This is a genomic window from Rhodoferax sp. GW822-FHT02A01, assembly GCF_038784515.1.
In the GTDB taxonomy this organism is placed as follows: domain Bacteria; phylum Pseudomonadota; class Gammaproteobacteria; order Burkholderiales; family Burkholderiaceae_C; genus Allorhodoferax.
The window spans coordinates 3,187,206-3,208,407 of sequence record NZ_CP152376.1; the positions used below are offsets into that span (position 1 = coordinate 3,187,206).

21 protein-coding genes and 1 tRNA gene are annotated in these 21,202 nt (G+C 58.8%); 8 read left to right on the forward strand and 14 right to left on the reverse strand.

Annotation, left to right across the window (positions count from 1 at the left end):
* Positions 1 to 14 precede the first annotated feature (14 nt).
* Entirely contained in the window at positions 15 to 1,604 is a 1,590-nt protein-coding gene (locus AAGF34_RS14900) for a methyl-accepting chemotaxis protein (protein ID WP_342616508.1), read from the forward strand.
* Between the two features lie 713 nt (positions 1,605 to 2,317).
* Positions 2,318 to 2,692: a hypothetical protein gene (locus AAGF34_RS14905; RefSeq protein ID WP_342616509.1), complete on the forward strand. Its 375-nt coding sequence runs from the start codon at positions 2,318 to 2,320 to the stop codon at positions 2,690 to 2,692.
* 57 nt (positions 2,693 to 2,749) lie between these two features.
* On the opposite strand, the gene AAGF34_RS14910 is transcribed toward AAGF34_RS14905, so the two are convergent.
* The 3 genes from AAGF34_RS14910 to dmeF all read right to left on the reverse strand — a co-directional run bounded on the left by AAGF34_RS14910 (position 2,750) and on the right by dmeF (position 5,292).
* On the reverse strand, positions 2,750 to 2,956 hold the full coding sequence (locus tag AAGF34_RS14910) for a CsbD family protein (protein WP_342616510.1): 207 nt from the start codon (positions 2,954 to 2,956) through the stop codon (positions 2,750 to 2,752).
* A 167-nt stretch (positions 2,957 to 3,123) separates the two neighbouring features.
* On the reverse strand, positions 3,124 to 4,278 hold the full coding sequence (locus AAGF34_RS14915) for an MFS transporter (RefSeq protein WP_342621104.1): 1,155 nt from the start codon (positions 4,276 to 4,278) through the stop codon (positions 3,124 to 3,126).
* A gap of 42 nt (positions 4,279 to 4,320) precedes the next feature.
* A complete protein-coding gene (gene dmeF / locus AAGF34_RS14920; RefSeq protein WP_342616511.1) occupies positions 4,321 to 5,292 on the reverse strand; it encodes a CDF family Co(II)/Ni(II) efflux transporter DmeF in 972 nt (323 codons plus the stop codon).
* An 86-nt stretch (positions 5,293 to 5,378) separates the two neighbouring features.
* Here dmeF and AAGF34_RS14925 point away from each other — a divergent pair.
* Positions 5,379 to 5,455: transfer RNA gene (locus AAGF34_RS14925), tRNA-Arg, on the forward strand.
* A gap of 111 nt (positions 5,456 to 5,566) precedes the next feature.
* On the opposite strand, the gene AAGF34_RS14930 is transcribed toward AAGF34_RS14925, so the two are convergent.
* Positions 5,567 to 5,830 (reverse strand): hypothetical protein, encoded by a 264-nt coding sequence (locus tag AAGF34_RS14930; RefSeq protein WP_342616512.1) that lies wholly within the window; start codon positions 5,828 to 5,830, stop codon positions 5,567 to 5,569.
* A gap of 141 nt (positions 5,831 to 5,971) precedes the next feature.
* Here AAGF34_RS14930 and AAGF34_RS14935 point away from each other — a divergent pair, with 141 nt between their 5' ends.
* Entirely contained in the window at positions 5,972 to 6,349 is a 378-nt protein-coding gene (locus AAGF34_RS14935; RefSeq protein WP_342616513.1) for a hypothetical protein, read from the forward strand.
* 90 nt (positions 6,350 to 6,439) lie between these two features.
* On the opposite strand, the gene AAGF34_RS14940 is transcribed toward AAGF34_RS14935, so the two are convergent.
* Positions 6,440 to 7,975, reverse strand: coding sequence for an amino acid permease (locus tag AAGF34_RS14940; RefSeq protein WP_342616514.1), 1,536 nt, complete (start codon positions 7,973 to 7,975; stop codon positions 6,440 to 6,442).
* Between the two features lie 30 nt (positions 7,976 to 8,005).
* The gene (locus tag AAGF34_RS14945; protein WP_342616515.1) at positions 8,006 to 8,773 is read right to left on the reverse strand and encodes an SDR family oxidoreductase; all 768 of its coding nucleotides are present in this window, start codon (positions 8,771 to 8,773) and stop codon (positions 8,006 to 8,008) included.
* 140 nt (positions 8,774 to 8,913) lie between these two features.
* Here AAGF34_RS14945 and AAGF34_RS14950 point away from each other — a divergent pair, with 140 nt between their 5' ends.
* Positions 8,914 to 9,957 (forward strand): helix-turn-helix domain-containing protein, encoded by a 1,044-nt coding sequence (locus AAGF34_RS14950; RefSeq protein WP_342616516.1) that lies wholly within the window; start codon positions 8,914 to 8,916, stop codon positions 9,955 to 9,957.
* A gap of 159 nt (positions 9,958 to 10,116) precedes the next feature.
* Positions 10,117 to 10,782, forward strand: a complete 666-nt coding sequence (locus AAGF34_RS14955) for a VIT family protein (protein WP_342616517.1) — start codon at positions 10,117 to 10,119, stop codon at positions 10,780 to 10,782.
* On the opposite strand, the gene AAGF34_RS14960 is transcribed toward AAGF34_RS14955, so the two are convergent.
* The gene (locus AAGF34_RS14960) at positions 10,759 to 12,360 is read right to left on the reverse strand and encodes a methyl-accepting chemotaxis protein (RefSeq protein ID WP_342616518.1); all 1,602 of its coding nucleotides are present in this window, start codon (positions 12,358 to 12,360) and stop codon (positions 10,759 to 10,761) included. The genes AAGF34_RS14955 and AAGF34_RS14960 overlap by 24 nt on opposite strands.
* Positions 12,361 to 12,602: 242 nt before the next feature.
* Between AAGF34_RS14960 and AAGF34_RS14965 the strand changes: the two genes are divergently transcribed.
* On the forward strand, positions 12,603 to 13,502 hold the full coding sequence (locus tag AAGF34_RS14965) for an acyltransferase (RefSeq protein ID WP_342616519.1): 900 nt from the start codon (positions 12,603 to 12,605) through the stop codon (positions 13,500 to 13,502).
* Here the strand turns inward: AAGF34_RS14965 and AAGF34_RS14970 are convergent.
* Positions 13,499 to 14,764, reverse strand: coding sequence for a nitronate monooxygenase (locus AAGF34_RS14970; RefSeq protein WP_342616520.1), 1,266 nt, complete (start codon positions 14,762 to 14,764; stop codon positions 13,499 to 13,501). The genes AAGF34_RS14965 and AAGF34_RS14970 overlap by 4 nt on opposite strands.
* Positions 14,765 to 14,976: 212 nt before the next feature.
* Between AAGF34_RS14970 and greB the strand changes: the two genes are divergently transcribed.
* Positions 14,977 to 15,534, forward strand: a complete 558-nt coding sequence (greB, locus tag AAGF34_RS14975; protein WP_342616521.1) for a transcription elongation factor GreB — start codon at positions 14,977 to 14,979, stop codon at positions 15,532 to 15,534.
* 13 nt (positions 15,535 to 15,547) lie between these two features.
* On the opposite strand, the gene AAGF34_RS14980 is transcribed toward greB, so the two are convergent.
* From AAGF34_RS14980 to AAGF34_RS15005, 6 genes are all read right to left on the reverse strand, one after another.
* Positions 15,548 to 17,794, reverse strand: a complete 2,247-nt coding sequence (locus tag AAGF34_RS14980) for a bifunctional (p)ppGpp synthetase/guanosine-3',5'-bis(diphosphate) 3'-pyrophosphohydrolase (RefSeq protein WP_342616522.1) — start codon at positions 17,792 to 17,794, stop codon at positions 15,548 to 15,550.
* A gap of 100 nt (positions 17,795 to 17,894) precedes the next feature.
* The gene (gene rpoZ, locus AAGF34_RS14985) at positions 17,895 to 18,098 is read right to left on the reverse strand and encodes a DNA-directed RNA polymerase subunit omega (protein ID WP_342616523.1); all 204 of its coding nucleotides are present in this window, start codon (positions 18,096 to 18,098) and stop codon (positions 17,895 to 17,897) included.
* Between the two features lie 15 nt (positions 18,099 to 18,113).
* A complete protein-coding gene (gmk, locus tag AAGF34_RS14990) occupies positions 18,114 to 18,734 on the reverse strand; it encodes a guanylate kinase (protein WP_342616524.1) in 621 nt (206 codons plus the stop codon).
* 82 nt (positions 18,735 to 18,816) lie between these two features.
* Complete coding sequence (locus AAGF34_RS14995) at positions 18,817 to 19,587, reverse strand: response regulator transcription factor (protein WP_342616525.1); 771 nt, start codon at positions 19,585 to 19,587, stop codon at positions 18,817 to 18,819.
* Between the two features lie 196 nt (positions 19,588 to 19,783).
* The gene (locus tag AAGF34_RS15000; RefSeq protein ID WP_342616526.1) at positions 19,784 to 20,407 is read right to left on the reverse strand and encodes a chalcone isomerase family protein; all 624 of its coding nucleotides are present in this window, start codon (positions 20,405 to 20,407) and stop codon (positions 19,784 to 19,786) included.
* A 16-nt stretch (positions 20,408 to 20,423) separates the two neighbouring features.
* Positions 20,424 to 21,164: a flagellar basal body L-ring protein FlgH gene (locus AAGF34_RS15005; protein WP_342616527.1), complete on the reverse strand. Its 741-nt coding sequence runs from the start codon at positions 21,162 to 21,164 to the stop codon at positions 20,424 to 20,426.
* Between the last annotated feature and the right edge of the window lie 38 nt (positions 21,165 to 21,202).

The window sequence follows — 21,202 nt, forward strand, 5'->3', positions numbered from 1 at the left end:
GGGGACATACCGATATGGTCAAGGAAATGAAATTTGCCAACCGACTCAAGTTCAGTTTTGGACTGGTCGTCGCCATACTGCTGTGCGTTTCGGCACTGGCAGTGTGGCAGATGGGTCTGATGCGCGCCTCCTCCAGGCAGATCACGACCAAGTGGTTGCCCAGCGTGGAGCGAATCAACCAAATGGCTGCCGGAGTTGCCAACCTTCGGAATACCGAGTTTCAGCACGTGTTGAACCTGAACGAGAAGACCATGTCCGCCATCGCACAGTCGATGGAGGGCATCGTTGCGAATTTCGAAAAGGATCGTAAGGCTTACGTCGATCTGATAGTGAGCGACGAAGAGCGAAAGCTCTTCGATGACCTTGCGATTGAATGGCAGTCCTATCAAAAGCTCCACACTCAGATCCTGGACACTTCCAGCACGGATCAAAAGTCGAGTGCCAAGGCTCTGTTGGAATTCGACTCCAAGGATAGTTTTGAGAACCTCAACGCCAAGCTCGGAAAGCTTATCGAGTTCAATCATGAAGGCGCCGTTGCTGAAAGCCTTGCCAGCGAACATGCCTACGCCACGGCACGCAATGCAACCATCGTTGCGGCGACGCTGGGTCTGGTATTGGCACTTGTTTTATCCAGTTGGCTGATACGGTCCATCATGCGGCCGCTGAATCAGGCCCAGGTTGCGGCGGACCAGTTCGCCACTGGCGACATGACGATGAAGATAGACGTCCAGTCACAGGACGAGGTGGGTCAAGTGCTGCATGCCTTGAACCGGATGCAGGTCAACATCGTGGAAGTCGTCACCAACGTGCTCAAGAATTCGGAAAGTGTGGCCACAGCCAGCGCAGAGATTGCCCAAGGCAACCAAGATCTCTCTGCACGCACAGAAAACCAGGCCAGCGCTCTGCAGGAGACCACAACTTCCATGGAGGCATTGAGCACACAGGTGCACCACAATGCTGACCTTGCCACCACGGCCAACCAACTCGCGGTGAGCGCGTCAACCATTGCGACACGTGGCGGTACTGTGGTGGGACGTGTAGTGGGGACCATGAAAGAGATCAACGACTCATCCAAGAGCATCGCTGACATCATTGGTGTTATCGATGGGATTGCTTTTCAAACGAATATCCTGGCTCTTAACGCCGCGGTGGAGGCGGCGCGTGCTGGTGAGCAGGGTAGAGGCTTTGCTGTGGTGGCCAGCGAAGTCCGGTCCCTCGCAGGGCGAAGCGCAGAAGCGGCCAAGGAGATCAAGCGGCTGATCAGTACCAGTGTGGAACGGGTAAATCTGGGAACAACTTTGATCGATGAGGCCGGCGCAACAATGACCGAGATCGTCAACTCTATTCGCCGAGTGAGCGACATTGTTCGAGAGATCAGCAGTGCAAGCAGTGAACAGGCCGCAGGCGTTGCTCATGTGTGTGAGGCCATCAACCAGATGGACCGCATGACCCAGGAGAACGCTGCCATGGTCGAGCAAATGGCGGCGGCCGCAAGCAGCTTGCGGTCACAGGCTGGCAATCTGGTTCAGTCGGTGGCAGTGTTCAAGCTGAATATCCATGACGATCGCACGCTTGAAGACCTTCCCGCCATCAACTATTCATGAGACATATTTCGTAGGTCCGCTACTGGTGGTGGATTCAACCTGTCGACGCGACACACTAAGTACTGCGCGGGCAGAAGGAGTGTTGGAAATCAAGTGTCGGTCTAGAATCTCTCACACACCATTCCCTTGAAGACGGTAAGGCGTCACCAAGTGGGCTGCGATCACCTTCGCATTCAACCCCAGAACGATTACTTGCGAGCCCAATGACGGGCTCCACCGGATGCTTCCATCGCCAACACGCTGCCTCCGGGAAGTTGCGCGTACCACGCTAGAAACCTGTCTCGACTCAACTGCCGATTGATTACGAGTTTGCCACCGGCATCTACGGCGTGAACCTGGATTACAGACTTGGCCAAACCCACACCAATACGTGAAATATCACCCTTAGGACTTCCCTTTGAACGGTTTCAGAGTGACCTGTCCTACAGACCAACTTTGGCAGTTGATGCTATTACCCAAAAGTAGGGAATCCCTTCGTATTTGTCTTTGAAACCGGCAGCAGCCCACCTGGAGCCAACTGAAACGGAGCACGCATTGGCTGGAACTTTCGCCACAACAATGAAAAGCTTGCTACTTCAAGGTAGCGAGCTTTTTCGATTTTGGCCTATATGCGCCATATGTGACATATAGAACAGACCGCCATGGCTGGTGCATTTAAAACCGGAAGGTGCGCGCATCAATCCGTGAAAGGCGCCAAAAGCAAGGTGGGTGGCATGAATTTCAACCAAATGCGGGTCATTCTGGGTGTATCCAGTCTCAAGGCCTATGTGACGGCGCCCAAGGAGTTCCACGTGATCGGGATCGTGCGCTTGGGTCAGGAGTATGGGCTGTTGGCTACCGATGCCAGTGGCGTCTACTTTCGCGTCAACGGCTCCGTGGTTCAGGAGCTGGACGGTGGCAGGGTGCGGCGGGCGATTGACTATGCGTATGGGGAAGGAGGGCGATTTGCCGCAAGCGGGCCTCACTCTGCCATGCAGCCTGCCCCCGTCGTGGCCACCAAGGTGTCCATCCGAAAGCACCGACAGATCACTGAGGGTGCGTCGCAGAGGGCCACTGCAGAGATGGAGTCCTCTGCAAGTAGCTCCTGATCGGCGCGTGAGAAAGAAGGCGCTTACGGCGCCTTGGGATGAAGGCGCACGCTGTGTTTAAGGTCGCTTGCTGGCGTGTTTCACCGCATCTGTGAGGTCCTTGACGCCTTCTTTGGCGTTTCCGATGGCCTTTTCCGCGTTGCCAACGATCTGTTTCTGCAAACCTTTGGCTTGCATCTCCTTGTTGTCGAGTGCCTTGCCGGCGGCTTCCTGCACCTTACCTGTGAGGTCCTTGGCGCTACCTTTGATCTGTTCCTTGTTCATACTGGCTTTCTTGAAAGTGAATGGGAGTGCTGTGTGTGCCTGGGCATCACAGGGGTCATGCTAGGGTTTGCAAGACCATCCTTCCGTGCGCGGTCACACATAAGCCGCAGCAATCGGGCGCCGGCGTCGTAACCGGCGTGCCGCGCGGACCTGACGCTCCAAAGTTCTCAGTGGCTCTGTGGTTTGGCCAGCAAGGCCATCAGTGCCAGCCCGCATAGCGCGGCACTGCCGTAGAACGTGAAAGCTGCACCATAGGTATCCCATAGCCAGCCGGCTAGCGTACTCGCTATCAACATGGCGATACCGCTGAGCAGGTTGAAAAAGCCGAAGGCCGTGCCACGCAAGTCGGCTGGCGCAGTATCGGCCACCATGGTAGCGAGCAGTCCCTGGGTGATGGCCATGTGAATCCCCCAGAGAGCGATACCTGCAGCCAGTGCAAACCAATGGGTACTCCAGGCCAACACCAAGTCTGCGCCAACCATCACCAGCAGGCCTGCAGCCAGCAATAGGTTGTGGTTCAGCCGGTCAGACAATTTTCCGAAGGGATAGGCGCATGCCGCGTACACCACGTTCATGGCCACCATGACCAGCGGAATCCAGGCTATGGCAATACCGGATTGCTGAGCGCGCAGCACCAGGAACGCTTCACTGAAGCGTGCCAACGTGAACGCAAACCCAATGCCTACGGTCCACCAATAGGCACTGCTTAGACGCCTCAGATTGACGGTAGAAACAGGATTGCTGCGTTGACCGTGGTTGGACGAAACCGGTTCACGAATGCCTAGGCAGAGCAGGGCAACTGCCATCAGGCCGGGTATCACGGCAACCCAGAACACTGCGCGAAAGTCGTTGGCCCAGAGGAGCATCAGACCCACGGCAAGAAGCGGTCCCATGAACGCGCCCACAGTGTCCAGCGCCTGGCGCAAGCCAAACGCAGCGCCGCGCAGCTGGGCAGGCGCGATATCGGCCACCAGGGCATCACGTGGGGCGCCCCGTATCCCTTTGCCAACGCGGTCCAGCAATCGTGCGGTAATCACGATGCCGGTAGAGGACGCCATGGCAAATAGCGGTTTGGTGAGCGCCCCCAGCGCATAGCCGGCAACGGCCAGCGCCTTGCGTTTGCCAAGGTAGTCGCTGATGACGCCGGAGAACACCTTGACGATGAGTGCTGTGCTCTCGGCCAGGCCTTCAATCAGCCCGACGGTCAGTGTCGAAGTGCCCAGCACGGTCACCATGAATAGTGGCAACAGGCTGTGAATCATCTCGGACGAGATGTCCATGAGCATGCTCACGCCGCCCAGCACCCAGATGCCCGCGGGCATCTGCTTCAGTATGCTGGTTTTGCCTGCAGCCACAGTGGTGACTCAGGCAGCGGTTGGTGGGTAACGAAGCACTTCAATGGTGGCATGCACGATTTCTTCGTGCACAGCCAGACGCTCCCGGATATGGCTGGGCGTGAGGTCTGGGTCCTGGGTGACCACGCTTACAGCACAGGCATAAACGCTTTTGCCTACGCGCCAGACATGCAGGTCGGTAATGCGTGTCTGTGCCTGCGCGTCTTCGGCCAGTTCCACCACTTCGCGTATTTCCTGCACCACGGGGTGGTCCATTTCACGGTCCAGCAGCACCTTTGCAGTCTCTGCCAACAAGCCCTTGGCCCATACGGCTACCAGTACCGCGCCCAGAAGCCCCATGACCGGGTCCAGCCACGACCAGCCCAGTACCCAGCCGCCAATGAGTGCGGCAATGGCCAATACCGAAGTGGCTGCGTCGGCAATGACGTGAATGTAGGCGGACTTGAGGTTCAGGTCATGCGATCCGCCGTGCTCATGCGCGTGGTCGTGGTGATGATCGTGAGTGTGGTGAGAGTGATCGTGATGGTGTGCCTTGCCCAGGATGAGTGCGCAGACGATGTTGACCAGCAAGCCCAGCACGGCAATGGCTATGGCTTCACGGTACTGAATGGGCTGGGGCGACAAAATACGCTCCACCGAGCCTACGACCATCAGCAACGCCACGCCCATCAGAAAAATGGCACTGGCAAAACCGCCCAGCACCTCAATCTTCCAAGTGCCGAAGGCAAAGCGGTTGTCCCGTGCATAGCGCCGCGCTGCAGAGTAGGCGAACGCACTCAGGCCAATGGCGATGGCGTGGGAACTCATGTGCCAGCCATCCGCCAGCAGGGCCATAGAGTTGTACCACCAGCCCGCGCCGATCTCGATCACCATCATGGCAGCGGTGATCCACATCACCAGCCGGGTGCTGCGTTCGGCCAGCGGATTGGTCTGGTCAAACACGTGGTCGTGCATCCACAGGGAGAGGTCAGTACTTTGCATAAAGGCGTCCTTTGTGGACCATTGTGCCACCCGAGGGTTTTGCAAGGCTTAAAAGCCGGAAATCTTGTGCTATACTTCGAGGCTTAGCGGCTGTAGCTCAGTTGGATAGAGTACTTGGCTACGAACCAAGGGGTCGTGGGTTCAATTCCTGCCAGCCGCACCAAACGACAAGCCCTGGAACAGCAATGTTCCAGGGCTTTTTCGTTTCCGAAGCATGACGAAGCTTGGTCCTGCACTACCGCGTTCATCGCTAAGCCGTGAAAAGCGAGGATTTTTAACCTTTTTTTGGCGCAAGCCCAAAAAGGTATATCCGCCAGACTCTTGGTACCTCATCTCTTGGTAGGGAAGTCATCATGGCCATCAATTCGGTAGGAAGTGCGGCACCTGTCAAACCCATTGTTCCCTTGGGTTCCAACGTGCCAGCGGCAAAGGCTGCCGAAAGCAAATTACCTTTCAGCAATTCGGAACCCAAGCCTGTAACCAACACGATGGGCCAGCCCCTCGGGCAGATGTTGAACACCAAGGCATAGGTCTGCACTTGGTGGGTGTGATTGACTGAGCCAAGGCAAGATGTTCTGAAGCGATGCCTTGTTCTTCCTGTTTTGTTTAAGTCGGCTCAATGGAATGCCGATGTTAAAGATGGATGGAAGTTCGTATCCTTTACACCTATCCAAACGCTATGGACATTCACAACGCTTCCAGCATTGGCTCCTCTGGAAATCCAAGCCTTGTCGCAGGGGCAGCGGATCGCTCCAGCGCTTGGGCAGCGATTGGTGACAAGAGGTCTGCGGCTGTGGCTGCCAAGGCAAGCCCTCAGCCGGCCACTGTGGGTGATCAGGTCACGATCAGCGAAGAGGCGCAAAACAAACTGAAAGCGGAAACTGCTGGCACTGCGAATGCTGACGCGCCGTCCGATATCAAGAAATTCGCCTACGGAGCACTGGGCCTGGATCGTCCGACGGCGGAGTCGGCAGCTCTCCCCAACGACAGCTTCACCTACGGGCGCTGGGCGTCAGCGGCGCTCACAACAGCCGCCATCGTATCTGTGCTCATTTGACTGCGCTGGCAAGCAGACTCCCGCGATGCGGGGAGTTTGAAAACGGACTCAGAAAGGTGGCCCCACTTTCTTGGCGCCACCTAGGTCAACTTATTGCGCAGCAGGTTCCACGAATTCGGATTCGATTTCTTGCATGTGCGATTGGCGTTCCGCAATGCGTTTGCCAATGGGCGGGCCGGCAAAGGTCTTGCGCACGCCAAAGACGAACCAGATGAGGTTCAGCAGCACGATGAGTGCTACCGTCACGTAGGCCACTTTTTCGTTGGGGGGTTGCATGCCCACATAGGCCAACACCAGTGCGCCAACAGTCCCGAACAGGGCAAACGGCTTGGACCACACGCCCAGGGTGAATGGGCCTTTTTTGGTCCAGCCCTTTCCTTCCACCAGGAAACCTGCGGCGATGGGCATGGCATAGGAGATGAACAGGAACACGGCAGAGCCAGCGCTGAGCACGGTGAAAGCATCGCCATACAGCGTGATGGAGATGGCCAGAATAGCGGTGACCCAGATGGCAGCGCCCGGAGTGCGTTGCACATGGTGCACTTGCCTGAGCAGACGCGAGCCGGGCAGGCCACCGTCACGGGCAAAGGCGTACATCATGCGAGAGCAGGAGGTCACTGCAGCCAGACCACATACGAAGTTGATGAAGAACATCAACACCTCGATGGTGACGCGCAGCGGCGTGGGGATGGGGGCAAGAATGGCTTCAAAGAATCCAGTGCCCATCTTCATGCCCGCAGTGATATCGGGCATCACCAGCACAAAGCTGCACACCATTACGTAGCCGAACAGTACCGACCACAGCACCGAGCTGATGATGCCCTTGGGCACGTTCTTGGCGGCTTCGTGGGTTTCTTCGGCGGTGTGGGCCGAGGCGTCAAAACCGGTGATGGTGTAGGCGGTCAACAGCAGGCCAGAGAGAAAGGCCATGACCAGTGTCTGCTGCGGCCAGGCGCTGCCTTCCGTGCCGGTGAGGTTGGTGAAAGTGAACAGACGGCTGAAGTCCAGCTTGCCAGGTGCATAGGCAATCAGCGATACCACCAGAACCACTGTCACCACAAAGATCAGATAGCCCGACAGGTCTGTGATGCGGCTGGCAATCTTGACAAAGCGGTGATTGAGCAGTGCCTGCAGGCCCGTGATCACGGTCAGGAACAGGGTCTGGTGCATCCAACCCAACGACTCCGGTGCCACACCAAACATAGGCGCGATCAAGGTCTTGAAGAACGGGTCATAGGTGCCGAAGTTGATCGCCGCCACCACAAACACCAGACCCAGCAGGTTGAACCAGGCGGTTAGCCAGCCCCAGCCCTTGCCGCCCAGAATGGAGCCCCAGTGATACAGGCCGCCCGCAGTGGGGTAGGCCGATGCGATCTGCGCCATGGAGGCCGCAACAATCATGGCAAACAAACCACCCAGGGGCCAGCCAAGCCCGATGGATGCGCCACCAGCGGCGGACAGACCCATCTGGAACGAAGTGATACCGCCCGAGAGAATGCAGATCAGCGAGAACGAAACCGCAAAGTTGGAGAAGCGGCCCATGCGCCGCGAGAGCTCCTGCGCATAGCCCATCTCATGAAGGAGTTTGACGTCCGGGTCCAGGGTTGTGGCAGCGTGAGTATTCATTGACAAGCCTTTCTGCAAGTGTGGAAAAAATTAAGCTGCGGTAAAGCAGTTATCGACGAAGAGATGGGCGCCGTTGACGAAGCTCGCATCGTCACTGGCAAGGAACAGTGCAGCCTTGGCAACCTCTTCGGGTTGGCACAGGCGGCCTTGCTGAACGGAGAGAGCGTCCACGGTGGCGTCAAAGCCGTGCTCCGCCAGCGCCTTGATTTCGCGTTGCCCGTGGGGCGTATCGATGAAGCCCGGACACACCGCATTGCAGCGGATGCCGCGGTCCCGGTATTCCACTGCCACGGCGCGCGCCAGCATGGCGCAGGCTCCCTTGGTCATGCAATACAGCACTTCCAGTGGAGTGGCTGCCACAGATGAAATGGACGCCGTGCAGACAATGCTGCCTTTGCCGGCAGCCAGCATCTGCGGCAACACCGCGCGCGTCACCATGAACATGCTCTTGACGTTGATGTCCATGAGCCGGTCGTAGTCTTCATCGGTGGTGTCCAGAAAGGGTTTCACAATAATGGTGCCCGCATGGTTGAACAGCACAGAGATGGGGCCGAAGTGCGCCTGTGCGCCCGCCACGGCCTGCTCCACTTGCTCACGCTGCGATACATCCGCGTGAAAAAATGCAGCCTCTCCGCCTGCTTGCAGGATTTGGGCCACCACCGCTTCGCCAGCGGGCGCGTTGATGTCCATTACCGCAACGCGTGCGCCTTCTGCTGCAAACAGCAACGATGCTGCGCCGCCAGCGCCTGTAGCGCCTCCTGAAATAAGGGCAACCTTGCCCGCCAATCTACCTGCCATGTATACGTTCCTCAGAGGGGTGAACCGATGTGTTGAACGCAGTTTAGGAATAGCGGGTTTTCCGCACTATCCCGGATTGGCAAAAAAATTGCTTAATTGCCCGGGCCCGAATTCAATGTTCCCGACAGACTGGAGCCGCCTTGACTACCAACCTTGCACCCCAGCCCAATCCGGGGCATTTCCAGACCTTCCAGTGCAACGATACGCACCAACAAGCGGCCATGCTGCAGGCCTGGAACCAGTCGTACTGCCAGTTGTCGGCAGGCCACTTTGAAGGCAGTGTGACCGAGATCGATACGGGTGCCGTGCGAGTCATTGTGGAGCGGCTCAACCGTGCGGTGCTACAGCGTGGTGCGTTGTCACCCGACTGCATCGCAATCGGTGTGCCGCTGCAGTTGCATGGACACGCGCGCCTGTGCGGACACGTCAGCCATGTCAATGGACTGCATATTTTTTCGGGCAACAGCGGCTTTGAATTCTTGTCGCCCGAGCGGCATCTGGTGGTGGATATCGAGTTTTATCCGCAGCGCTTTGCCAACCCGGCCCTGCGCAGGAGTCTGGATCGCATTGCCGCGCGATTGGGGAACCAGTCGACCGTGCTGGACCTTCCTGCGCAGCGCATGGAAGCAACGCGAAACACTTTGCGCACGATGCTGGAAGCAGTAGCCGCTTCCCCCAATCTGCTGCACAACGCGGCGGTACGCCAGGCATTTGAGAAGTCGTTGGTGTATGCGCTGTCGGACCTGCTGGAAGTCGATGCACATATTGCAGGCGCACCAGAGTGCAACCCGCCGCGCAGCTGGCGCCTGGCGCAGGCGGCCCGCTCACACATCGAACAGACGTCGCGGGATTGCCCGCTTTCAGTGGCTGAGCTGGTCGCAGCATTGGACGTCAGCCGACGCAATCTGCAGTACGCGTTCCAGGACGCGCTGGGTATCAATCCCGCCAGCTACCTGCGGGTGGAGCGGCTCAACCGTGTGCGCCGCGTGCTGGGTGATGCCCAGTCGGTAACCGAGGCTGCAACACGATTCGGTTTCTGGCACTTCGGCCACTTTGCGACGGAATATCGCTCCTTGTTTGGCGAACTTCCTTCCGAAACCTTCCGACGTCGCAGAGGTGTGTCTGCAATGGAACCATCTTCGACAAGCGTGGCTGCCCGACCGCCAGGCGGATGGCTGAATTGATGGCGTAACTTTCGTACGAGCTGAACCACCTGCAGTAGCAGGAGGTGTTCCAGCACTATGATCGTCCCAATTACTGGGAACGCGAGCACGCAAAGGAAACCATTGCACCCTAGAACAACCAGGCGACGCACTGTGGCGGTCCATACGGAGCAACACCGTATGGACCGCATCGGTTGGCTGCGCGCCGCGGTGCTGGGGGCCAATGATGGCATCGTGTCCACGGCCAGCCTGATGGTCGGTGTTGCCGCGGCACATGCATCCATGCAGAACATCGTGTTGTCGGGCGTGGCCGGCCTGGTGGCGGGTGCCATGTCGATGGCAGCCGGTGAATATGTGTCGGTCCATTCGCAGGCGGATACCGAACAGGCGGACCTTGCGCGGGAACGCTCTGAGTTGCAGACTGACCCGGTGGCCGAGTTGAAGGAGCTGGAAAACATCTACATTGCTCGCGGCGTAGAAGCCTCGCTTGCTTCGCAGGTGGCTCGGCAACTGATGCAGCACGATGCACTGGGCGCGCATGCGCGAGACGAACTGGGCATCACGCAGATCGTGTCCGCGCGACCGGTTCAGGCGGCCCTTGCTTCAGCGGCCAGTTTTGCGGTGGGCGCTGCCTTGCCGTTGCTGGTGGCAGTAGTCGCCCCCAGGGACGCCCTGGTTCTGTGGATCGCCTGCACCGCGCTGGCATTTCTGGCCTGCATGGGCGCCATCGCTGCGCGTATCGGTGCGGTCAGCCCCTTCATCAGTGTGGTGCGCGTCACGTTCTGGGGTGCGCTTGCCATCGCGGTGACTGCCGGGGTGGGCTCACTGTTCGGCGTGACGGCCTGAATCACCTGCCAGCTTGAAAACCGCCACGGTTTGCACCAGTTCCTGCGCCAGGTTGTTCAGGCTGCTGGCCGCAGCGGCCATTTCTTCCACCAGCGCCGCATTCTGCTGAGTAGCCTCGTCCATTTGGGAAATGGCCTGTCCGACCTGGGCCACCCCATTGGCTTGTTCGTTGCTGGCGGTGGTGATGGAGGCCATGATGTCGGACACCCGCTTGATGGCATCCACCACGGCGTTCATCGTGGCACCCGCGTTGTCCACGAGGGTGGAGCCCAGCTCCACCTTTTCCAGGCTGGTCTGGATCAGGTCCTTGATCTCCTTGGCGGCAGTGGCACTGCGGCCGGCCAGTGAACGCACTTCTGTGGCCACTACGGCAAAGCCGCGCCCCTGCTCACCGGCGCGCGCAGCTTCCACTGCAGCATTCAGAGCCAGGATATTGGTCTGAAAAGCAATGCTGTCGATGACGCTGATGATGGCTGATATCTGGTGCGATGAGGCGTTGATGCCACGCATGGTGGATACCACTTCGGCTACCACCTGGCCACCTTTCTCTGCCACCTGTGTAGCGTCCAGTGCCAGTTGGTTGGCTTCCCGCGCATGGTCGGCGTTCTGTCGCACGGTGGCACCCAGCTGCTCCATCGACGAGGCTGTTTGCTCCAGTGCGGCTGCCTGTTGTTCGGTGCGTGCAGACAAGTCATTGTTGCCCTCAGCAATCTCCCGGCTGGCCACGGCAACGCCTTCCGAGCCGCTGCGCACCCGCGCCACGATGCCAGACAGGCTGCTTTGCATGTGGCCGAGCTGGGCCATCATGCTCTGGGTGTCTTTGGGCTTGACCTGGATGGGAGTGCACAAGTCCCCCTCAGCCACGCGCCTGGCCAGCAGCGTGGCTTGCGAAGGCTCGGCGCCCAGTGCGCTGAGCTGGTGGCGCACGATGATGCGGATGACAAAGAACAGTGCGATCTGCACCAGTGCCTGGCCCAGCCACAGCCACTGGTTGATGCGACGAATGCTCTCCTTGTCCGATTGAATGTCTGCAGTGACGCTGATGGCTCCCAGCACTGCACCTTCGTCCACACCGTGGCACTCCAGGCATTTGGAGCCCCGGAAGTTCTTCTTGGCGATGTAGGGAATGACGGCACGCAAGGTTTCATCGCCCTGGTTGCTGCTGATGCGGTAGACGGGTTTGCCATTGGCAAGCACGTCGCGGTCCAGGTCGTCAACCGGCTTCTGATTGGGCAAACCTTCCCCGAATTCGTCAATCACGCCTTTGCCACGAATGACCCGCAGTTCCTTGAGACCCTCGGACTCGCCCATCTTGCGGATGAACATCTCACGTACCTTGGGGTCGTCTATCACGTCGTGCTCGCCTACCTTGGCGGACATCAGGGTGGTGAGGGCATTGATGACGCCGTCCGCCACGGTGGCAATGCGTTCTTCGGCGGCGCGCAGGGAACGGTTTTCAATCTGGTTGGAAATCCATAGCTGGGTGGCCAGCAACATCAGCAACATGAACCCTTGAATAAGGATCTGGAGCTTCGATTGCAGACCCAGCTGCGACCATTGTTTGGCGAAAGTGTTCATGGCAACCCGGAGATAGTTGAAAGGCCCAACCCCCCAACGGCGCAAGAGCCGCCATCCCTGGGTAAGCTGGACGGATGGATGCTATGCGATTCGTCCACAGTGAGGAAACTAATCGGCCCACAATTGATTTGCATCAGTTTTGCTTGGAATGCCGTTGCCCGCAGTATCTGGCGCAATCTTTGCGACAATCCGATAACTCCGCCCCCGCCTGGGGCGCTTGCTTGTTTGGATTGGGTTTGCTCATGTTGGGTTTTCTGCCGCCATTTGTGCGTGGCGCGCTGTCCTTTTTGGTGCTGGCGGTCAATACATTGTTTTGGTGCCTGCTGCTGTTCGCCCTGGCGCTGGTCAAGTTCTGCCTGCCGTTCGAAGGTGTCCTCAAGCGTCTGGACCCTCTGATCAATGCAACGGCCTCGGCCTGGACCAAATGCAACAGCCTGTGGATGCGTTTTGCCCACAGGACCGACTGGAGCGTGGAGGGCGTGCAGTCCTTGCGCTACAACGACTGGTACCTGGTGAACTGCAACCACCAGTCCTGGGTCGACATCTTTGTGCTGCAGGATGCGCTCAATGGTCGCATCCCGGTGTTGAAGTTCTTCCTCAAGGCCGAGCTGATCTACGTACCAGTCATCGGTCTGGCCTGGTGGGCACTGGACTTCCCCTTCATGAAGCGCCACTCCCGCGCCGCCCTGCGCAAGAACCCCGATTTGCGCAACGACGACCGCGATGCCGCCCGCAAGGCCTGTGCGAAGTTTGCCAAGGTGCCCACATCGGTCATGAACTTTGTGGAGGGCACGCGCTTTACCGCAGAAAAGCACCAGACCCAGGCCTCACCCTACCAGCACCTGCTCAAGCCCAAAGCCGGTGCCATGGCGATGGCGCTCAATGCCATGGGTGCGCAGTTCCACTCTTTGGTAGATGCCACCATTGCCTACCCGGACGGCATTCCCAGCTTCTGGCAGTACCTGTGCGGCCAATCGCCGCGCGTCATGCTGCATGTGCAGCAGCTGGATATTCCACTGGAGTTCTGCACCGGTGACTACGAGAACGACCGGGCCTTGCGCAAGTCGTTCCATCGCTGGCTGGACGATATCTGGAAGCAGAAGGATGCAACGCTGCAGGACATGCTGCAGCGTGCTGCTTAGGCCTTGACCGCCTCTGGCATCTCAGGCAACGCAATCTTGTCGTCCACGCTGAACTGGTAGTCGCGGAAGATGTGCTCTGCCGTGAGCTCCATGTAGGTGCCGTCGGGCAGCCGGCGCGTGGTGTCCTTGAGTCGGTTGGTCGTGCTGCCGCAGGTCCAGCAGTTGTAGTTGCGCATGTGGGTGCACAGGCAAGTCTTGTCCATCACCGAGATGTTCTTGCCATCCGGATGTTGGGCGATCTGCTCGTTGTAGGCCACGATGTAGGAGCAGCTGCCATTCCCGTCCAGAAGATAGCCGTAGGCCTCGCAATTGGGACGAATGCCCGAACCGATGGCTGGCGTGTTCTTGAGCATGCGCATCGGGTAGCCGGTAGGCGAGATGGTGTTGACGATGATGTCTTCTTCGCTGGCGCGGAAGTACTCCTGCTTGACCTTGGATGGAAGGCCGCATTCCTTGGCGACGGTGAAGCGCGTGGCAACTTGCACGGCCGAAGCGCCCATTTCCAGGAAGCGGACAGCATCGCTGCCGGTGAAGATGCCGCCGGCGGCCACCAGTGGGATATCCAGTTTTTCCGAATCCAGATACTGCTTGATTTCCACCAGGATGGTGCCCAGATCGTATTGGGCCCAGTCCATGCCAAACCCCAGGTGCCCGCCGGCAAGCGGCCCCTCGATGATGATGAAGTCCGGAAGGCGGTTCAGGCGTGAAGTCTTGCGCAGGAAAAGCTGCAGCGCGCGCACCGAAGACACGATGATGCCCAGCTTGGCTTCGCGAAAGCGTGGATGGTCGGCCATCAGTGCAAAGGAACCCAGATGCAGGCCGGCGCTCAGGGTAATGCCGTCAATGCCAGCGTCCAGGGCGGAGTTCAGCCGCACTTGCAGCGTCTCCTTGGGGCCGTTCATGGTCAGCTTTTCCATGCAGTTGATGAAAATCATCCCGGGGCCTTCTTTGGCCTGCATGGTCTTGCCCACGTGCAAGCGGGTGGCCTCGGCCAGGCGGCCCAGGTCGAACTGCACCACGCTCTTGTCGGAGTTGTCGATGTTGTGTTTGAAGAGCTTGGTCTTCTCTTTGACGAAAGAAGTGTCAAAGCGCCGGTCCGACACGTCCTGCACCATGGCGTCGGAGATATGGCCTATGCCTCCCAGCCGCGCGGCTTCCAAGGCCAGCTCAGCAGTGGAAATGTCCACCCCCATGCCGCCAATCATGATTGGCACCAATTCCTTGTTGCCAAAACGCAGCCGAAAATCATCAAGTCGTTTCATTGCCATCCCGTTCGGGGTCATTTAGTACTGTTCAAAGGTGCATTTGCCGCATGGCGGCAGCCCTTGATTATCTTCCAGCGCGCGCAGCATCTTTGTGCGCCGCGTCAAGAATTCATTCTATGGCCGCGGTTTCAACCCTTTGATCATCATGCTTTCTCGTGCGCGCGCTGGTACAGTCTGGCCTTTTCACAGGACGTGCAGACCGCGAATCCATGAGCAAGGCCTTTACCAAAGAGTCCGATGATGCGGACGATGACGAACTGCAATTGCCTTCCTTTCCGGTGGGGGGCAAGAACTACATCACGCCGCAGGGGTATTCAGTTTTGCGCGCGGAACTGCTGGATCTGATCGACAACGAGCGCCCCAAAGTCGTTGAAGTGGTGCATTGGGCGGCCAGTAACGGCGACCGCTCGGAAAACGGAGACTACCTGTACGGCAAGAAACGCCTGAGGGAAATAGACCGGCGCATCCGCTTTCTGACCAAGCGGCTGGAAATTGCCGAGGTGACAGACCCCACGGTGCACCACGGGAACGAGCAGATATTCTTTGGTGCAACTGTGACCTACGTGGACGAGACAGGCCAGGAGCGTACGGTGCGCATCATCGGAATCGATGAGGCGGACAGCTCCAAGGGCGAGGTCAGCTGGATCTCACCTATTGCGCGTACCTTGCTCAAGGCGCGCATCGGGGATGAACTCAAGCTGGTCATGCCGGACCGTGTGGGCGATATCGAGGTCATCGCGGTCGAATACCCTGCGCCAGCCAGGTAATGACAGTGCGCGCCTAGCTTGGCTCCGCGTTGCCGGCAGCACCGCTGCGCTCCGCCTTGAGCACGCTGGGGGTATGGCGCAAATTGCGCAGTGCCACTTCCAGGTGGGCGGTGTCGCGAACGGATACCAGGAAGCGCAACTGCCTGGCCTCCTGGCCGCCTTCCTGTCCCATGTCGATATCGATGATGTCCGCCTCGGCCGCAGCCAGCGCGGTTGCCATCTTGGCCAGCATGCCTTTGCTGTTGCTGCCGGTGACGGTGATGCTGGTCTTGAAGGAGCGCACCGGTTCCTCCGACCATTCCACACCAATGAAACGCTCCGCGTCCTTGTGGCGCAGCCTGCGCGCCACCTGGCAATCTTGTGTGTGTACCACCAGCCCCTCGCCGCGTCCCAGGTAGCCCACGATCTTGTCGCCCGGAATGGGCATGCAACACTTGGCAAACTGAACCGAGGCGCTCTCGCTGCCGTCCAGAACGATGCCGGACGCGGCACCCGATTCGTGCGCGGTAAAGCGCTCGCGCGTCAGCAGCAGGGCATCGGGCTTGTGCCCCGCTTCTGTCAGCAGGTGCACCAGGCGCTTGGCCACGATATTGGCAATGCGTTTGCCCAGACCGATGTCGGTCAACAGTTCGTTGCGTGTCTTGTTGCCGGTAAAGCGCAGCAGTTTGTCCCAGATCGCTGCAAAGTCGGCCTGATCTCCGGTGAAGGTGTCAAACCCCTCGGCGCGCAGAGCCTGTTGCAACAAGCGCTCTCCCAGGCTCTCCGACTCGGTCTGCTCCATGGTCTTGAGGTGGTGGCGTATCTTGGAGCGTGCCCGTCCGGTGCGCACAAAGTCTAGCCAGTTCGGGTTGGGCGCGGATATCTGTGCGGTGACCACCTCCACCACATCCCCGTTTTTCAGCTCGGTACGCAGCGGGACCTGTTCGCCGTTGATGCGGGCTGCCACCGTGCGGTCCCCCACGTTGCTGTGGATGGCATAGGCAAAGTCGACCACGGTGGCGCCGCGCGGCAGCGCCAGAATCTGCGACTTCGGGGTAAACACGTACACAGCGTCGGGGAACAGATCCACCTTGACGTGGTCCCAGAATTCGGCGGCGTCACGGGTTTCGTCCTGGATGTCGAGCAGGCTTTGCAGCCACTGGCTTCCCAGCCGGTCACTCGACGCATCGGGGTGGCTGGCCTTGTACAGCCAATGCGCTGCCACGCCGGACTCGGCCACGATGTGCATGGCCTCGGTACGCATCTGGAACTCGACGTTGATGCCCGCCGGGCCCACCAGGGTCGTGTGCAGCGATTGGTAGCCGTTGAGCTTGGCAATGGCGATGTGGTCCTTGAAGCGGCCAGGAACCGGCTTGTAGAGCTGGTGCAGCAGTCCCAGTGCCTTGTAACAGTCGATCACCGTGGGCACCAGGATGCGCAGACCGTAGATGTCGGTCACCTGGGCAAAGCTCAGGTGCTTGTTCTGCATCTTCTTGTAGATGGAGAAGAGGGATTTTTCACGCCCGGCGATGCGCACCGGCATGTTCGCTCCGGCAAACACGGCCTCTACGTCCTTTTGCACTTTCTGGATCAGGTCGCGCCTGCGGCTGCGGGCCTTGGTGACGGCCTTGGTGAGAATCGCATAGCGCCAGGGCCTCAGGTGCTTGAAGGACAGGTCCTGCAGCTCCCGGTAGGTGTTGTTCAGCCCCAGGCGGTGGGCAATCGGCGCGTAAATGTCCAGTGTTTCGGAGGCAATGCGTCCCCATTTGGAGCGCGGGCTGTCCGACAGCGTGCGCATGTTGTGGGAGCGGTCAGCCAGCTTGATCAGGATGACGCGCACGTCGCGCGCCATGGCCAGCAGCATCTTGCGGAAAGACTCAGCTTGGTTTTCCTCGCGCGTATTGAATTGCAGCTTGTCCAGCTTGGTCAGGCCATCCACCAGCTCGGCCACAGGGGAACCAAAGCGTTCGATCAGTTCAATCTTGGTGACGCCGCAATCTTCCAGCGCGTCATGCAGCAGGGCGGCCATCAGGGCCTGGGCATCCAGCTTCCACTCCGCGCATTGCGCCGCCACGGCAATCGGGTGGGTGATGTAGGGCTCGCCGCTGTTGCGCAGCTGGCCCAGGTGAGCCTGGTCAGCGAAACGGTAGGCCGCGCGCACCTGTTCCACGTCGCTGGCAGACAGATAGTCCAGCTTGGCGGTCAGGCCGGCGAAGCTGGCAGAAGCCGCATTGGCGACTGCCGCGTTGACCGGTATTGGAGTGGTGGTGGCGGTGCCCATGCTCTAAATGTAGCGCAGGGTCAATAAAAGTGTGAAGTACAGGTCTACGGGCGAAAAAAAACACCGCAAGCGGTGTTTTTCCTCGGTGCCGAGGCTGGAATCAGAGAGGCACTTTCTTGAGCATCTCGATGCCGATCTTGCCAGCGGCGATTTCGCGCAAGGCAGTCACGCCAGGCTTGTTCTTGCTCTCGATCTTGGCCGTGTGGCCTTGGCTGAGCATGCGGGCGCGGTAGGTGGCTGCCAACACGAGCTGAAAGCGATTGGGGATCTTTTCCAGGCAATCTTCGACGGTAATACGGGCCATGATTTCTCCAAAAGACTACGGAATTTGCAACGCTTTGAATGTTTCGGCCCGGGCACGACGCTGTGCCGAAAACTTGAGCCGTTGCGAGTGGACTATGGCTTTCAGATCGAAGAGCGCACGGTCAAACAGCTCGTTGATTATAACGAAGTCGAATTTATCCACCTGGGCGACCTCGGCCTGGGCGTTTTTCATGCGCAGTTCGATCACTTCGGGTGCGTCTTCGCCACGGCGTTCTAGCCGTGAGCGCAGTTCTTCCCAACTGGGCGGCAGGATGAAGATGCATACCGCATTGGAGAAGATTTTTTTTATCTGCAGCGCGCCTTGAAAGTCGATTTCCAGAATCACATCAGCGCCTTGGGACATGCGCTCTTCAATTGCCTTTTTGGAGGTTCCGTAGCGTTGACTGTGCACATGGGCCCACTCTACGAATGCATCTGCCGCCACCATGGCGTCAAACTCGCTGTTGGACACAAAGAAGTACTCGCGGCCATGCTTTTCCTGGCCGCGCGGCGGGCGCGTGGTGTGGGACACTGACGGTTGCACATGCGAATCCAGTTCCAGCAACGCCTTGACCAGACTGGACTTGCCAGCCCCGCTGGGAGCCGCGACGACAAAGAGGTTTCCTGGGTAGTCCATGGTTGGGCGTGTGAATTGGCAAAAAAGTCTGCCTATTCTATGTTCTGCACCCAAGGCGCGGGATTAGCCCTCCAATACCGCTTCAGTGACCGCTCAGTCCTGCAATCCGTTGGTGCTGGCGGCTTTGCGTCCGGTCCAGCACGGAGCGCACGTTGAACATATAGCCGCCGCCACGCACGGTCTTGATCATGTTCTGGCCGTCGGGCATGCAGGCAAGCTTTTGGCGCAGGCGCGAAACAAGCAAATCAATGCTGCGGCCAATCGTGTCGGTGGACCCTTCACGCGCCAGCTTCAACAGCTGAGCGCGCTGGAAAAGCTGCTGTGGATTGTGGAGAAAGGTGCACATGAGGCGGAATTCCGCCTCGGACAGCGCCACAACCAATCCCTCCGGCGAATACAGGCAGCGGTTGTCGCAATGCAGCTCCCAACCGTCAAAGCAGATGACGCTGTTGCCAACAGAGGCGGCAGGTGTCTCCTTGGCAACGAAACTGCGGCGCAGTACGGACTGGATGCGTGACACCAGTTCGCGGGGTTCGAACGGCTTTCCCATGTAGTCATCTGCGCCGCTTTCCAGTCCCAGAATGCGGTCATATGCGCTGCTGCGCGCGGTGAGCATGATGATGGGGATGCGGGAATGTCGCCGCATGTCGCGGACCAGGGACATGCCGTCGGCGCCGGGCAGCATGGCGTCCAGCACTATCAGGTCGATGGCATGCGCGCCCAACTGCCGGAACATTTCCACGCCGTCATTTGCCACATGGGCTGTGTAGCCATAGCGAACCAGAAAATCGGCCAGCAAGGCGGTGATTTCAGTGTCGTCATCGACAATCAATATCTGTCTACGTGCGTGCATTGGCTGCGGGAATCTGTCGGTTTTGAAGGCGCCATTAGAAGATGGATTGCGCCTGATTCACGCATTCACATTGCTGGCGCGCTCTGTCTTTACCATCGCTTTGCACACAGGTTTCTTTTGGGATGCATTGATACAAAGTGGTGACAAATTTCCCGAGCCTGCGCGCAAGCATGCATTGACAAACCGTCTGCACAGGTCAGTTCATGACCGTGCGCATGGGCACTGGGCCACCCAGCAGCTTGGCCTTGAGGGCGGGGTCGGTCGGTTTGTCGCCCAACCATATATTGAGCAGGGCGTTGTAGAACGCAATATCGGGTACGGGGTCCGTCAATCGCCTCCTGTTCAGCTCAATGACTGTGCCGGTTCCAGGGACCCAGTCCAGCGTCAGCGTGTCGCCCTTGCGCAAACCCTGGGGCTGGGCGCTGATGGTCTTGGCTAGTTGCAGCATGCGTGCTGCAATTTCTGCGGGCGTGGTGTTGCCTTCGCCGGATATGGAGCGTAGGACTCTCTCTTCAAAATCGCCGCCGCTGACATCGCGCAACAATGCGATGAACAGACGCCGTGGGCCGTTGGAAGCCAGCACGTCTTCCACGGTACTTCGGTGATCCAGCAGATACAGGCCCATGGCATAGACCTTGAAAAACAGGTGGAAGCTGATACCCGCTCCGTTGAGCCGAAGGTGCTTTCCGGCAACCTGTGCCGTTTCGTTCAGTATGGCAGTATCCGGGTCGGTATCGGCCATGGCGGATGTGCAAGTGGCATTGCATGCCAACACAAGGGCCAGGATGCGCAAAGGTGGGGTGAGCAGGGTGTGCATCATGGTAGCAGCCCACCTTTCACCAGACCGACAGATTGCTGTTCATCACGCGCTGTAGCCAGGTGCGCTTGGAACTCTCCGAGGCATCTCCTTGCGCGACCACTTCGAGGCGGGCATTGACTACGTCGCTGGATGCAACGATGTTGCTGTCGTTGAGGTCCATTGGATCCACAATGCCGGAGAAACGCATGGTGCTGATGCCGCCATTGAGCGCAATGCTGCGCTCGCCAGCCACTACCAGATTCCCGTTGCTCAGCACGCGAACGACGGAGGCCGCCAGCTGCCCAGTGAAACTGCTGCTGCTCTTGTCGGTTCCGCTGCCCTTGAATGAGCTGTTACCCGACGCTGTGATGTTCTGGTTCAGCAGCCCTTGCAGCAGACTGGAAGGTGAGTTGGAACCCCCTGGCCCTATGGACTTCAGCGAGCTTTCACGCCCTGAGTCGGTGTTGACGCTGCTGTTTGCGCTGTAGCTTTCCAAGATGTCCACTTTCAACGTGTCGCCTACATTGTGCGGTTTGCGCCTGCCAGAAAACAGGGCGCCCGACGTTCCCTTGACAAACAAGGATCCCGTATTCACGCGCTCGATATTGGCCGGAGGGGGCAAGGGCGCAGCGGTCAATGGCCCCTGCACGATGGACACCGGTGCATCAGCGCAACCTGCCAGAAAGCCCGTGCAGACCAGTGCCGTGACCAGAACGTGGACGGGCTCATGGCAAATTCTTGCGATGGCCTGGAAAAGGATTGGAATGTACGGATGCATGGGATTCTTTCGCTGTGGTGGGAGGTGGGCGTTCATGT

Bases quoted from the DNA above. Each gene is read 5' to 3' on its own strand.
- AAGF34_RS14900 (WP_342616508.1), top strand. From the start codon at position 15: ATGGTCAAGGAAATGAAATTTGCCAACCGACTCAAGTTCAGTTTTGGA.
- AAGF34_RS14905 (WP_342616509.1), top strand. From the start codon at position 2,318: ATGAATTTCAACCAAATGCGGGTCATTCTGGGTGTATCCAGTCTCAAG.
- AAGF34_RS14910 (WP_342616510.1), bottom strand. From the start codon at position 2,956: ATGAACAAGGAACAGATCAAAGGTAGCGCCAAGGACCTCACAGGTAAG.
- AAGF34_RS14915 (WP_342621104.1), bottom strand. From the start codon at position 4,278: ATGCCCGCGGGCATCTGGGTGCTGGGCGGCGTGAGCATGCTCATGGAC.
- dmeF (WP_342616511.1), bottom strand. From the start codon at position 5,292: ATGCAAAGTACTGACCTCTCCCTGTGGATGCACGACCACGTGTTTGAC.
- AAGF34_RS14935 (WP_342616513.1), top strand. From the start codon at position 5,972: ATGGACATTCACAACGCTTCCAGCATTGGCTCCTCTGGAAATCCAAGC.
- AAGF34_RS14940 (WP_342616514.1), bottom strand. From the start codon at position 7,975: ATGAATACTCACGCTGCCACAACCCTGGACCCGGACGTCAAACTCCTT.
- AAGF34_RS14945 (WP_342616515.1), bottom strand. From the start codon at position 8,773: ATGGCAGGTAGATTGGCGGGCAAGGTTGCCCTTATTTCAGGAGGCGCT.
- AAGF34_RS14955 (WP_342616517.1), top strand. From the start codon at position 10,117: ATGGACCGCATCGGTTGGCTGCGCGCCGCGGTGCTGGGGGCCAATGAT.
- AAGF34_RS14960 (WP_342616518.1), bottom strand. From the start codon at position 12,360: ATGAACACTTTCGCCAAACAATGGTCGCAGCTGGGTCTGCAATCGAAG.
- AAGF34_RS14965 (WP_342616519.1), top strand. From the start codon at position 12,603: ATGTTGGGTTTTCTGCCGCCATTTGTGCGTGGCGCGCTGTCCTTTTTG.
- AAGF34_RS14970 (WP_342616520.1), bottom strand. From the start codon at position 14,764: ATGAAACGACTTGATGATTTTCGGCTGCGTTTTGGCAACAAGGAATTG.
- greB (WP_342616521.1), top strand. From the start codon at position 14,977: ATGAGCAAGGCCTTTACCAAAGAGTCCGATGATGCGGACGATGACGAA.
- AAGF34_RS14980 (WP_342616522.1), bottom strand. From the start codon at position 17,794: ATGGGCACCGCCACCACCACTCCAATACCGGTCAACGCGGCAGTCGCC.
- rpoZ (WP_342616523.1), bottom strand. From the start codon at position 18,098: ATGGCCCGTATTACCGTCGAAGATTGCCTGGAAAAGATCCCCAATCGC.
- gmk (WP_342616524.1), bottom strand. From the start codon at position 18,734: ATGGACTACCCAGGAAACCTCTTTGTCGTCGCGGCTCCCAGCGGGGCT.
- AAGF34_RS14995 (WP_342616525.1), bottom strand. From the start codon at position 19,587: ATGCACGCACGTAGACAGATATTGATTGTCGATGACGACACTGAAATC.
- AAGF34_RS15000 (WP_342616526.1), bottom strand. From the start codon at position 20,407: ATGATGCACACCCTGCTCACCCCACCTTTGCGCATCCTGGCCCTTGTG.
- AAGF34_RS15005 (WP_342616527.1), bottom strand. From the start codon at position 21,164: ATGCATCCGTACATTCCAATCCTTTTCCAGGCCATCGCAAGAATTTGC.